We start from the raw sequence: 13,006 nt of genomic DNA, 5'->3' as shown, positions 1-13,006 counted from the left end.
TTTTCATTTTTCCAAGGGAATCATTCTTTCATTTCAGACAGATTTTCATCTAGCAATTTGGCTCCCAGAGTATTCTTAAAATGACCAAGAGCAAACTGATGATTTTCTGGCCAAATAGAGGCAACTGCAGGCTTGACAATCTCGATTTGATAACCTAAATTATAGGCATCAATAGCCGTATGAAGAACACAAATATCCGTCAAAACACCTGTTAAGATAACAGTATCAACCCGACGTTCCCGCAAACGGATATCTAAGTCCGTTCCTGAAAATGCTGAATAGTGACGCTTGTCCATCCAAAAGACACGACTATCCGCCTCATGCTCAGCATAAAAATCAGCTAGGGGGCCATAAAGGTTACGCCCACTAGTTCCGATGATGTTGTGCGGTGGAAAAAGCTTGCTTTCTGGGTGGAATGTATCCTTCTCCTCATGAGCATCAATGGTAAAAAAGACATAGTCCCCACGCTCAAAAGCTAATCTGGTTACCTGATCAATGGCTTTTGATATTGCTTGAGCAGGTGCTCCAGCAGTTAGCTTTCCATGGTCTGCTACGAAATCCTCTGTATAGTCAATCGAGATTAAAGCCTTTGTCATTAGTAGTCCCTCTTTTTCACTTCCTCAAAAATATCACCAATTAGAACTTTGAGATAAGTCCCCTTCATTCCTAATGAACGACTCTCAATAATTCCCGCCGACTCCAATTTACGAAGCGCATTGACAATCACTGAGCGCGTAATGCCAATACGATCTGCAATAACTGATGCAGTCAGCTGCCCTTCATTTCCATCCAACTCAGCTAAAATAGCTGATACGGCACGAAGTTCTGAATAGGAAAGGGTATTAACCGCCATGGTAACAGCAGTACGACGGCGAATATTTTTCTCATCCTCTTCACGTTGGAAGTTCAGCAGTTGAATCCCTACCACCGTGCTCGCAATCTCAACAAGAATCAAATCTTCATCTTCAAATTTCTTATCATTGCGCCAAATGATCAACGAACCTAGGCGAATCCCTGATACATGAATCGGAGCAATGGTCGTCAAACCATCTGGAAAATCTGCACGGCTCTCTACAGGGAAAATGGTCAAATCATGTTCAACAGGAAGGTTGGCTTCCGTATCATAGATCATGTTTGCACCTTGAATATAATCATCTGGAAAAATCTTAGTTTGAAAAAACTGCTCTACACGATCTGTATTCGTTTTATAACGCATGAAGTAGCCTAAAAGGCGTCCCTTGCTATTCACAATACAAGCGTTACAATCAATAATATCTGCCAACTGGCGTGTAATCGCATTGTAAGGAAGTTCATCTTGAAGTTGCTCCTCTGAGCGTTTCAAAATAGAAGTAATTTTTCTTGTTTTTTCTAATAAGTGTGCCATTTTTTACCTCGCATTTAATCGCTACCATTATAACATAAAGAGCGTGAATTTTCAATTATTATCTGAAAATTGCTTATTTAATTGCAATTTTGAACAGCAAAAATATTTTAGAAAAAAGCGATTTTTTTATTGACATCCTATTTTATTTTTTATATTATAATATTATAAGAAGATGACATGATAAATCCCTTTCCGTTTCACCTATCCTTTACTATCACCATCTTCTTTTACTATCGGTCTCCTTATATATAAAAGCGATTCACACTGTGAATCGCTTTTTTCTATTTGTCTCCTTTGTTACGAATAACAAAGCCGGTTTTCTTTTCGCTTGAAGTGTTGTGAGGTTTTTTATTGTCTTTATTACGATAACGTCTGTCTTTATCAAAACGATCGTTCCCGCGACTGCCTTTCTTGAAGTCATCACGGCGACCATTGCCGCGGCGATCACGGTCTCGACGGTCGTCCCCACGACGGCCTCCACGACCTCCCTTACCTTTGCCACCGAATCCATTACCTGATGGTTTAAATGGCAGTGGTTTTTCACGCGCAATCTCCACTTCAGGAAGGCTGTCTGGATCTTGGACAGTCAGACTCAAGATATACATAGCCAATTCTTCTGGACTAAATTCTGCAGCCAATTTACGAGCATCTTTAGCAAATTTTTCAAAGTTCCCACGAATGGCTTCGTCTGCGAAGTCTCGTTCGATTTTCTTGAGCGCTACTTGTTTCTTAGCTTGGAAGGCTTCTTCTGCTGTTGCTGGTTTCAAGCCTTTCATGCGTTTCTTAGTCAAGTTTTCGATGATTTGAAGGTAACCCATTTCATTTGGTGCTACGAAAGTAATAGATTGACCTGACTTACCAGCACGACCTGTACGACCGATACGGTGAACGTAACTTTCAGGGTCTTGTGGAATATCGTAGTTGTAGACATGGGTCACACCTGAGATATCCAAACCACGTGCTGCCACGTCTGTCGCAACTAGAACATCAAGATTCCCATTTTTAAAATCACGAAGGACACGAAGACGTTTATTTTGGTCTAAGTCACCATGAATTCCTTCTGCACGGAAGCCACGAATTTTAAGTCCACGAGTCAATTCATCTACACGGCGTTTGGTACGACCAAATACGATAGCAAGCTCTGGTTGTTCCACATCCATAAGACGTGTCATGGTATCAAATTTCTCTTGTTCCTTGACACGGATATAGTACTGATCCACCAATTCTGTTGTCAATTCCTTGGCAGCAATCTTGACATGCTCAGGGTCCTTCATAAACTGAACACCGATACGTTTGATAGCATCTGGCATCGTTGCTGAAAAGAGCAAGGTTTGACGATTTTCAGGGACACGGGAAATGATGGCTTCAATGTCTTCAAGGAAGCCCATGTTGAGCATTTCGTCCGCTTCATCCAGGATGAGGGTTTCAATATCGTGCAATTTCAAAGCCTTGCGTTTGATCAAGTCCAAGAGACGACCTGGTGTTCCTACAACGATATGGGCACCAGACTTAAGAGCTTTGATTTGTTTTTCAATGCTCGAACCACCGTAAACTGAGCGAACTTTCACTCCCTTGCTACGACCAAAGCGGAAGAGTTCTTCTTGACTTTGAACAGCGAGTTCACGAGTTGGAGCGATGACCAAGGCTTGAATAGTTGCTTCTTCTGTACGGATTTTTTCAAGGGTTGGCAAGCCAAAGGCCGCGGTTTTCCCTGTACCAGTCTGGGCTTGACCTATAACGTCTTTTCCCTCAAGAGCCAATGGAATGGTCTGTTCTTGGATGGGACTTGCTTCTACAAATCCAGCTTTTTCAATCTCTGCTAGCAAATCAGCAGACAAGTTAAATTCATTAAATTTCACGTTTTTCTTCTTTCTAAAGATGGTGCGAAGCCACCCTATAGCGCTTAGTATATACTTTTCTTTTCATGACGTATCTTCTTAAAAAACGAGATACCGTGTTGCTTCTTTTCCACGAAAGAAAAGTACGAGTTTCTTTGCAACCTATCTAGTATAACACAAGAGCGGGGCAAAAGATAGTAGAATCTTTAAGGAAAATCATGTAAACGATTTTCTAACAGTAAAGTGGCCTGAAACTTCTTTTTCAAAGGATTTGAAGGGACCATTTCAAGCTCACTTCATTTCCCGTAGCAGAATTGTGCAAAAGTTTTTTTCTTGTGCTAGAATGAAATGCGAATAGGAGGATTTAAAAATGTTAACATACGATTTAATTATCATTGGATTTGGTAAAGCCGGTAAGACTTTGGCTGCTAAGATGAATGCGGCTGGAAAAAAAGTTGCTGTCATCGAGCGCAGTAAAGCGATGTATGGTGGTACTTGCATTAATATTGCTTGTATCCCAACCAAGACTATGATTGTAGCGGCTGAAAAGGGCTGGTCATTTGACGATACCATGAAAGAGCGTGGTGCGGTGACTGGTCGTCTTAACGCTAAAAATTATAAAATGTTGGCCGATAATGGCGTTGATGTCATTGATGCAGAGGCACATTTCGTGTCAAATAAGGTGATCGAGATCCAGGCTGGTGACGAAAAACAAGAAATGACTGCTGAAACAATCGTCATCAACACTGGCGCTGTTTCAAACGTCTTGCCAATTCCTGGACTTGCTACAAGTAAAAATGTCTTTGACTCAACAGGTATCCAAAACTTGGACAAATTGCCTGAAAAACTTGGAGTCCTTGGTGGTGGAAACATCGGTCTTGAATTTGCTGGACTCTACAACAAACTTGGTAGCAAAGTCACAGTCCTAGATGCCTTGGATACATTCCTTCCTCGTGCAGAACCTTCCATCGCAGCTCTTGCTAAACAATACATGGAAGAAGACGGTATTGAATTGCTTCAAAACATCCATACTACTGAAATCAAAAACGACGGTGATCAAGTCCTCGTCGTAACTGAAAAGGAAACTTACCGTTTCGATGCCCTTCTCTACGCAACTGGACGTAAACCGAATGTAGAACCACTTCAACTTGAAAATACAGATATTGAACTAACGGAGCGTGGTGCTATCAAGGTCGACAAACACTGCCAAACAAACGTTCCTGGTGTCTTTGCAGTTGGAGACGTCAATGGTGGACTTCAATTCACCTACATTTCACTTGATGACTTCCGTGTTGTCTACAGCTACCTTGCTGGAGATGGCAGCTACACACTTGAAGACCGTCTCAATGTACCAAACACCATGTTCATCACACCAGCTCTTTCTCAAGTTGGCTTGACGGAAAGCCAAGCAGCTGATTTGAAACTCCCTTACGCTGTTAAGGAAATCCCTGTTGCTACTATGCCTCGTGGTCACGTAAATGGAGACCTTCGCGGAGCCTTCAAAGCTGTTGTCAATACTGAAACAAAAGAGATTCTCGGTGCAACTATCTTCTCAGAAGGTTCTCAAGAAATCATCAACATCATCACTGTTGCTATGGACAACAAGATCCCTTACACTTACTTCACAAAACAAATCTTCACTCACCCAACCTTGGCTGAGAACTTGAATGACTTGTTTGCGATTTAAGTTGAAGTCTTATCTTATCTCACAGCCCTCATCGGGCTGTTTTTGTTTCTGCGAAATCTCAAATCTGTCTTTTCTTTCTTTTATGATATAATAGAAACATGAAATTAAAAACTACTTTGGGCCTCCTAGCTGGGCGTTCTTCTCACTTCGTTTTAAGCCGTCTTGGCCGCGGAAGTACGCTCCCAGGAAAACTTGCCCTCCAATTTGATAAAGATATTTTACAAAACCTAGCTAAGAACTACGAGATTGTCGTGGTCACTGGAACCAATGGGAAAACCCTGACAACCGCCCTGACTGTCGGCATTTTAAAAGAAGTTTATGGTCAGGTTCTTACTAACCCAAGCGGTGCCAACATGATTACAGGAATCGCAACGACCTTCTTGACTGCCAAATCGTCTAAAACTGGAAAAAACATTGCAGTCCTAGAAATTGACGAGGCCAGTCTATCTCGTATCTGTGACTACATCCACCCTAGCCTTTTTGTCATCACTAATATTTTCCGTGACCAGATGGACCGCTATGGTGAGATTTACACGACTTATAACATGATTTTGGATGCCATCCGTAAAGTGCCTACGGCTACAGTTCTCCTCAATGGTGACAGTCCGCTTTTCTACAAGCCAGCTATTCCAAATCCTGTACAATATTTTGGTTTTGACTTGGAAAAAGGGCCAGCCCAACGGGCTCACTACAATACCGAAGGTATTCTCTGCCCTGACTGTCAAGGCATCCTCAAATATGAACTCAATACCTATGCCAACTTGGGGGCCTATATCTGTGAAAATTGTGGTTGCAAACGTCCTGACTTGGACTACCGTCTGACAGAATTGGTTGAATTGACTAACAATCACTCTCGCTTTGTCATTGACGGACAAGAATACGGAATCCAAATCGGTGGACTCTACAATATCTACAATGCCCTTGCTGCGGTCGCTATTGCCCGTTTCCTCGGTGCCGATTCACAACTCATCAAGCAGGGATTTGACAAAAGCCGTGCTGTCTTTGGACGCCAGGAAACCTTCCATATCGGTGATAAGGAATGCACCCTTGTCTTGATTAAAAATCCAGTCGGTGCAACTCAGGCTATCGAGATGATCAAACTAGCTCCTTACCCATTTAGCCTATCTGTCCTCCTTAATGCCAACTATGCAGATGGAATTGACACTAGCTGGATCTGGGATGCGGACTTTGAACAAATCACTGACATGGATATCCCTGAAATCAACGCTGGCGGTGTTCGGCATTCTGAAATTGCTCGTCGTCTTCGGGTGACTGGCTATCCAGCTGATAAAATCACTGAGACAAGTAATCTGGAGCAAGTTCTCAAAACCATTGAGAAGCAAGACTGCAAGCATGCTTATATCCTAGCTACCTATACTGCCATGCTGGAATTCCGCGAACTGCTGGCTAGTCGTCAGATTGTTAGAAAGGAGATGAACTAATGGTTTATACTTCACTTTCCTCAAAAGCTGGCAACTACCCTTATCAGCTCAACATCGCCCACCTCTATGGGAACCTCATGAATACCTATGGAGACAATGGAAACATCCTTATGCTCAAGTATGTGGCTGAAAAGCTGGGGGCTCATGTAACGGTTGACATCGTTTCTCTCCATGATGACTTTGACGAAAATCACTACGATATCGCCTTTTTCGGTGGCGGTCAAGACTTTGAACAAAGTATTATCGCAGGAGACCTACCTGCTAAAAAAGAGAGCATTGACAACTACATTCAAAACGACGGTGTAGTTCTAGCTATCTGCGGTGGTTTCCAACTATTGGGGCAATATTATGTTGAAGCCTCAGGCAAGCGCATCCAAGGTCTAGGAGTCATGGGTCACTACACCCTCAACCAGACCAATAACCGCTTTATCGGCGACATCAAGATTCACAATGACGAATTCGATGAAACCTACTATGGATTTGAAAATCATCAGGGCCGTACCTTCCTCTCAGATGACCAAAAACCACTGGGACAGGTAGTCTATGGAAATGGAAATAACGAAGAAAAGGTCGGCGAAGGGGTTCATTATAAGAATGTCTTTGGTTCTTACTTCCACGGGCCTATCCTCTCTCGTAATGCCAATCTAGCTTATCGCTTAGTCACTACTGCTCTCAAGAAAAAATACGGTCAGGACATCCAACTCCCTGCCTATGAGGATATTCTCAGTCAAGAAATCGCTGAAGAATACAGCGACGTGAAAAGCAAGGCTGACTTTTCTTAAACTAAGGAAAATTAGATAAAAGAACTCCACTATCTTGTCGGAGTTCTTTTTGCCTGTTCTTTTACCCTTCTCTCTTGCATTTTCTCTCTTTTTTTGCCAAAATAGAGAGGTAGAAAGAAGGTAGCATATGTCTAAATTACAACAAATCGTAACATACCTTGAATCAGAAAAACTAGACGTCGCTGTCGTATCTGACCCCGTCACTATTAATTACCTCACTGGTTTTTACAGTGATCCCCATGAACGCCAAATGTTCCTCTTTGTCCTAGCGGACCGGGAACCTCTCCTTTTTGTCCCAGCCCTTGAAGTGGAGCGTGCAAGCAGCACTGTTTCTTTCCCAGTAGTGGGCTATGTGGATTCTGAAAATCCATGGCAAAAAATCAAAAATGCCTTGCCACAGCGCGACTTCAAACGTGTCGCTGTTGAGTTTGACAATCTCATCTTGACAAAATACCATGGTTTGAAAACAGTTTTTGAAACTGCTGAGTTTGAAAACCTCACTCCTCGCATCCAACGCATGCGCCTCATCAAATCAACTGATGAAGTGCAAAAAATGATGGTTGCAGGGCTCTATGCTGATAAGGCTGTAAAAGTTGGTTTTGACAATATCTCTCTTGATAAAACAGAGACAGATATCATTGCCCAAATCGACTTCGCCTTAAAACGTGAAGGCTATGAAATGAGTTTTGATACCATGGTATTGACTGGTGATAATGCTGCAAATCCACACGGAATTCCTGGTGCAAACAAGGTCGAAAAAGACGCCCTTCTCCTCTTTGACCTGGGTGTTATGGTCAATGGCTACGCATCAGATATGACTCGTACAGTCGCTGTCGGCAAACCAGACCAATTCAAGAAAGATATTTACAACTTGACCCTTGAAGCCCAACAAGCTGCTCTTGACTTTATCAAACCTGGTGTGACTGCTCATGAAGTAGACCGCGCTGCCCGTGAAGTCATCGAAAAAGCTGGTTACGGTGAGTACTTTAACCACCGTCTCGGTCACGGTATCGGTATGGATGTCCACGAATTCCCATCTATCATGGAAGGAAATGACATGGTCATTGAAGAAGGCATGTGCTTCTCTGTTGAACCAGGTATCTATATCCCTGGTAAAGTCGGCATTCGTATCGAAGACTGTGGTGTTGTTACCAAGGATGGCTTTGACCTCTTTACAAGCACCAGCAAAGACTTGCTTTATTTTGATTAATATTCATCTAATACTCAATGAAAATCAAAGAACAAACTAGGAAACTAGCCGCAGGCTGTACTTGAGTACGGCAAGGCGACGTTGACGCGGTTTAAATTTGATTTTCGAAGAGTATAAAATCTTCCCACAATAAAACGCATAGTATCAAGGTTTTTCAACACTTGATATTATGCGTTTTTCTGATTTTTAGAACTTTTCTCCAGCCGCTTTACTTAATTTTCTTAATACTTTGACTAAGCACAAACCCTACAACCATTCCCACGATATTTTGCAGGAAGTTTGGTAGGATTTCTGGTAGGGCTGCTGCCCAGCCATTCATCAAAGTTGAACCCAAGGCGTAGCCTCCTACCATCGCAATAGTAGCTAAGATAAGGCCTAGCCATTGCCATCTTCCTTTAAATCCTGCGAAAAATCCCTGCAAGCCATGGTTGATCAAGCTAAAGAACATCCACTGTGGATAGCCTGATAAGAGGTCAATCAAGAAACCTGCTAGACCTCCGACCACAGCCCCTTCACGACTACCAAAGTAGAAGGCTGCAAAGAAGATACCCGCATCTAAGAGAGTTAGAATGCCTGTTGGTGTTGGAATCTTTAAGAAATAACCTAGAACCACAGAAAGGGCGGTTAAGAGGGATACAAGGGCGATTTTAGTTGTTTTGGTTTGCTTCATATTGTCTTACTCCATATTGATCTGCTTGTGCAATAGCACGGTAAACGAAAGCCTTAGAGCTTTCTACTGCTGGTAAAAGTTCATCCCCTTTAACCAAGTGACTGGCGATGCTTGAGGCAAAGGTACAACCTGCACCAGCATTTTGTCCTTGGATAACAGGATTTTCTAGGACAGTAAAACTTTGTCCATCATAAAAGACATCTACAGCCTTGGACTGACTAAGGCGATTGCCTCCCTTGATAATGACTGCTGGCGCTCCTAAATCATGCAATTTCTGCGCTGCAGCTTTCATATCTTCCAAAGTTTTGATTTCCTGACCCGCCAACAATTCTGCTTCAGGAAGATTTGGCGTAATCACACTGACATGAGGGAAAAAGAGAATCAACTCTTTACAGAGTTCACTGACAGCCACATCGTGCGTTTCCTTGCAGACCAAGACGGGATCCAATACAACAGGCACTCCTGGACGTTGCTTGATAAAGTTCAAGGCTTTCTCAGCCACACTGACAGTAGGAAGAAGACCAATCTTAATCCCTGCAAATTCCACATCACGCAAGCTATCCAATTCATGTTGAAAAATGGCATCGTCAGTTGGAAAGACTTCAAAGCCCTTTTCAGTCAAGGCTGTCAAACAAGTCACTGCTACAAAGCTATGCAAGCCGTTCAAGGTATAGGTAGCCAAATCAGCTGACAAACCACCACCACTAAAAATATCATTTCCAGAAAGTGCTAAAATACGATTATTCTTCATAACGAATCTCCTTTAAATACAAGCCATTTGGTGCCGCAGTGGGACCTGCAAGCTGTCTGTCTTTTTTCTCCAAGATCAGGTCAATCTGCTCAACTGGCATACGGTTGTTGCCGATCTTGAGAAGTGTCCCTACCATATTGCGAATCTGTTTGTAAAGAAAACCATTTCCAGCAAAGGTAAAGGTCAAAAACTGCCCTGTCTCATCTACTGTTAAACTCGCTTCTGTGATGGTGCGAACCTTGTACTCTACACTGGTTCCAGATGCTGTAAAACCGGTGAAATCATGGGTTCCCTCTAGCTTTTTGATTGCCATCTGCATCCGCTCCACATCAAGCGGATAGGGAAAGTGAGTAGCGTAGTGACGACGCATAGGATTTTTGGGGCGCCCTCTATCCACGATAAACTCATAAGTCTTGCTATGTTTTGCATAACGACAATGAAAATCATCCGCCACAATCTCAATCGAAATCACATCAATATCTTCTGGAGACTGGGTATCCAGAGCAAAACGGAGTTTTTCCTCATCCATCTGATAGGGCAGGTCAAAATGAATAACCTGTCCTAGAGCATGAACCCCACTATCAGTCCTACCAGCACCGTGAACAGTGATGGCTTGCCCCTTATTGAGTCTCGTTAACGTTTTTTCAATTTCTTCCTGAACGCTCCGCGCATGAGGCTGCCGCTGAAAACCAGCAAAGGCATAACCGTCATAGGAAATGATTGCTTTATATCTTGTCATAACTTCTATTTTATCAGGAAAGTAGTCTCGTAACAAGCTACAAAATTTAAAATTGTCCGGGTACAAAAAATTGAAAAAGAAAAACTTAGGAAACCAATCCTAAGCTCTCTTTTGAAGTGCGTACATAACAAAGATAGAAGTGACAATCAACCAGCAGCCTAGAATGGCGAAGACCAACATACCGTTTTGAGTCACCAAGCCAATCGCCCCAAGAATGAAAGGTGTGGTAAAGGCACCAAAGCTACATCCTAACACTGCGAAGGAAGTTGCCTGATTAAGGAGCTTGGCTGGAATTCTCTCCGATAAAATCTGAAAGACAGTGGTCAAGGCCACACTATAAGAAAAACCTGCCACAACACTTCCAATTACCATCACACCCAATGACGGAGACAAGGCAATCACAATTTGCCCCAATCCAAAGGCGATACCTGACCAAAGGAGCAATTTTTCTTTAAATAGAGAGATGAAGAAAGAAAAACTCACACCAGCCAAGATACCAATCAACTGCATGATACTTAAAACCAAGCTCGATAACTGGGCATCTCCTAGACCTCTTTCCACCATCAGACTAGGAATACGAATGGTGATAGCCGTATTGGTGCAGACAACAACTGCTGCTTCGACAGCCAATAGAAAAATTAATCCTTTCATCTTTCCTGTCAAACGAGTCGATTCGGTCTCTTTTTTCTTTGTTTCTTTCTTTTCTTTCCCATAAGGGACAAAGAGCAGATAAAGAATCAATACTAAAAATCCCGCACTGTAGGCCAAGAAGGTCACTGTCCATCCCAAGGATAAGAGTTGACCGACCACTAGAGTCAAAATCGATGCCCCGACAACTTCTGCTGATCCGCGAAGACCCAACATCTGAATCCGTGTCTTTCCATGATAGCGTTCGCTGATGATAGAAATAGCCTTGGCATTGATCATCCCAACACCCAAGCCAAATAAAATCCGCATCGCAAAGACAAAGTTGTACTCCTGATACCAGAAGGGAGCTGTTCCACCGATAGAGAGGATGAGAAGGCCCAGACTAATCTGAAGTCGCTCAGGAAACAAACGCTCCAAAAAACCATTTAAAACCAGCATAATCATGATTCCAAAAGAAGGGAGACTGACCAGGAGCTCGATTTGTTCTTTAGGGTAGCCTTGATAGTAGTCAAACATGGCTGGCAGAGCACTTGAGATGGAGAAGGAGGTAATCAAAACGAGGGAGAGGGCCAAAATACTAGCCCGTTCTAAAAATTGTTTCATGAATTTTCTTTCTGTATATTTCTCACTGTTGATCCTTTTAGAAGGAAGATGGCAAGAAAAGAAGGAGCCCGATTGAACTAAAGACTCCGTCCTAACTTTCCTAATAGGAAGACTATTTTCGCTTGATTTGCTTGATCAGATAGAAGATGAAGCCTGCAACCATATACGCTGCAAAAATGATCAAACACCATTTGATGACCACGTCCCAACCCTTGTTCACATTTAAAAAGAAATAAGGGAAGGGATTGTCCTTGGAATTCGGAATATTGAGTTTTAAGACCAGGCCGTTAAACAAGGCAAAAATCATATAAACTAAGGGCAAGATGGTCCACAAGACTGGATCCCAGATCTTGTATTGACCCCGTTTATCAAAGAAGAGGGTGTCGGCTAAAAACCAGAGTGGAACGATATAGTGGCAAAGGAAATTTTCCACACGGTAAAAGTCTGTCGCGATCGGAGCAAGCATAAAATGGTAAATCACACAGGTAATCATGATACTCATGGTAACGCCACCCTTGAGACGAAGCAAGGTCGGACTTTGCCAATTTTCACCTGAACGGCTCATCACACGGAGCAGATAGCCCGTGAAAATCGTTACCAAAAGATTGGACAATACTGTGTAGTAAAGGAGCATACCAAAACCACCATGCTTGGTGATCTCTAAATAAACTCCTGTAAATGCCGCTAAGAACAAGAGCACACGACTATAAAAGATAAATTTGTAGTTCGTTTTCATAGCTAGATTTTCTTAACAAACTCTGACTTCAATTTCATAGCTCCAAAACCATCAATCTTACAGTCGATGTTGTGGTCACCTTCTACGATACGGATATTTTTAACACGAGTTCCTTGTTTCAAATCCTTTGGTGCACCTTTTACTTTCAAGTCCTTGATAAGGGTCACAGTATCGCCGTCAGCCAGTTTATTTCCATTGGCATCGATAGCAACTACACCTTCTTCTACTTCTGCAACTTCTGCAGGATTCCACTCATAGGCACACTCTGGGCATACCAAGAGATTTCCATCTTCGTAGACATATTCTGAATTACATTTTGGGCAATTTGGTAAGTTGTTCATAAGTCCTCCTTAAACTAACAATTATTCTTTAAAATTCATATGTTATTGAACAGCAACTATTATACCGTAAAATCCTACTTTTGACAATGTGTCCTAAGTCCAGCAAACAAAAAAATCATGCAACTGTTTACAGTTACATGACTTTTAAAAGATGATTGGTCATGGGCACTTATCA

13 protein-coding genes are annotated in these 13,006 nt (G+C 42.4%); 4 read left to right on the top strand and 9 right to left on the bottom strand.

The window, feature by feature from the left end; all coding sequences use genetic code 11:
- Positions 1-20 precede the first annotated feature (20 nt).
- The 3 genes from STO1_RS02730 to STO1_RS02720 form a co-directional block, all read right to left on the bottom strand.
- Positions 21-596, bottom strand: a complete 576-nt coding sequence (locus tag STO1_RS02730; RefSeq protein WP_061588339.1) for a cysteine hydrolase family protein — start codon at positions 594-596, stop codon at positions 21-23.
- Positions 596-1,384, bottom strand: coding sequence for a GTP-sensing pleiotropic transcriptional regulator CodY (gene codY / locus STO1_RS02725; RefSeq protein WP_000940727.1), 789 nt, complete (start codon positions 1,382-1,384; stop codon positions 596-598). Before codY ends, STO1_RS02730 begins: the two co-directional genes overlap by 1 nt.
- A 281-nt stretch (positions 1,385-1,665) precedes the next feature.
- Positions 1,666-3,243, bottom strand: coding sequence for a degradosome RNA helicase CshA (locus tag STO1_RS02720; RefSeq protein ID WP_084939203.1), 1,578 nt, complete (start codon positions 3,241-3,243; stop codon positions 1,666-1,668).
- A gap of 349 nt (positions 3,244-3,592) precedes the next feature.
- Between STO1_RS02720 and STO1_RS02715 the strand changes: the two genes are divergently transcribed.
- The 4 genes from STO1_RS02715 to STO1_RS02700 all read left to right on the top strand — a co-directional run bounded on the left by STO1_RS02715 (position 3,593) and on the right by STO1_RS02700 (position 8,343).
- On the top strand, positions 3,593-4,909 hold the full coding sequence (locus STO1_RS02715) for an FAD-containing oxidoreductase (RefSeq protein WP_096421860.1): 1,317 nt from the start codon (positions 3,593-3,595) through the stop codon (positions 4,907-4,909).
- 98 nt (positions 4,910-5,007) lie between these two features.
- Positions 5,008-6,351 (top strand): lipid II isoglutaminyl synthase subunit MurT, encoded by a 1,344-nt coding sequence (murT, locus tag STO1_RS02710; protein ID WP_061588341.1) that lies wholly within the window; start codon positions 5,008-5,010, stop codon positions 6,349-6,351.
- A complete protein-coding gene (gene gatD / locus STO1_RS02705; RefSeq protein WP_057488621.1) occupies positions 6,351-7,133 on the top strand; it encodes a lipid II isoglutaminyl synthase subunit GatD in 783 nt (260 codons plus the stop codon). Before murT ends, gatD begins: the two co-directional genes overlap by 1 nt.
- Positions 7,134-7,260: 127 nt before the next feature.
- Positions 7,261-8,343 carry a M24 family metallopeptidase gene (locus STO1_RS02700; RefSeq protein WP_096421858.1) on the top strand — a complete coding sequence of 361 codons (1,083 nt, stop codon included), beginning with the start codon at positions 7,261-7,263 and terminating at the stop codon, positions 8,341-8,343.
- 208 nt (positions 8,344-8,551) lie between these two features.
- On the opposite strand, the gene STO1_RS02695 is transcribed toward STO1_RS02700, so the two are convergent.
- The 6 genes from STO1_RS02695 to STO1_RS02670 form a co-directional block, all read right to left on the bottom strand.
- The gene (locus STO1_RS02695; RefSeq protein ID WP_061588343.1) at positions 8,552-9,013 is read right to left on the bottom strand and encodes an ECF transporter S component; all 462 of its coding nucleotides are present in this window, start codon (positions 9,011-9,013) and stop codon (positions 8,552-8,554) included.
- The gene (locus tag STO1_RS02690) at positions 8,991-9,764 is read right to left on the bottom strand and encodes a bifunctional hydroxymethylpyrimidine kinase/phosphomethylpyrimidine kinase (RefSeq protein ID WP_057488624.1); all 774 of its coding nucleotides are present in this window, start codon (positions 9,762-9,764) and stop codon (positions 8,991-8,993) included. Before STO1_RS02690 ends, STO1_RS02695 begins: the two co-directional genes overlap by 23 nt.
- Positions 9,754-10,503: a tRNA pseudouridine(38-40) synthase TruA gene (gene truA / locus STO1_RS02685; protein ID WP_061588344.1), complete on the bottom strand. Its 750-nt coding sequence runs from the start codon at positions 10,501-10,503 to the stop codon at positions 9,754-9,756. The genes STO1_RS02690 and truA overlap by 11 nt, the downstream gene beginning before the upstream one ends.
- A 99-nt stretch (positions 10,504-10,602) precedes the next feature.
- Complete coding sequence (locus STO1_RS02680) at positions 10,603-11,754, bottom strand: MFS transporter (protein ID WP_096421856.1); 1,152 nt, start codon at positions 11,752-11,754, stop codon at positions 10,603-10,605.
- Between the two features lie 112 nt (positions 11,755-11,866).
- Complete coding sequence (locus STO1_RS02675) at positions 11,867-12,490, bottom strand: Pr6Pr family membrane protein (RefSeq protein ID WP_084910792.1); 624 nt, start codon at positions 12,488-12,490, stop codon at positions 11,867-11,869.
- Positions 12,491-12,492: 2 nt separating this feature from the next.
- Positions 12,493-12,831 (bottom strand): zinc ribbon domain-containing protein YjdM, encoded by a 339-nt coding sequence (locus STO1_RS02670; RefSeq protein WP_001061598.1) that lies wholly within the window; start codon positions 12,829-12,831, stop codon positions 12,493-12,495.
- Positions 12,832-13,006: the final 175 nt, after the last annotated feature.

Origin of the sequence: Streptococcus oralis subsp. tigurinus (assembly GCF_002356415.1) — a bacterium.
Lineage (GTDB): Bacteria > Bacillota > Bacilli > Lactobacillales > Streptococcaceae > Streptococcus > Streptococcus oralis_F.
The sequence above is the reverse complement of the archived record's forward strand: the minus strand, read 5'-3'. Positions and strand labels throughout refer to the sequence as shown.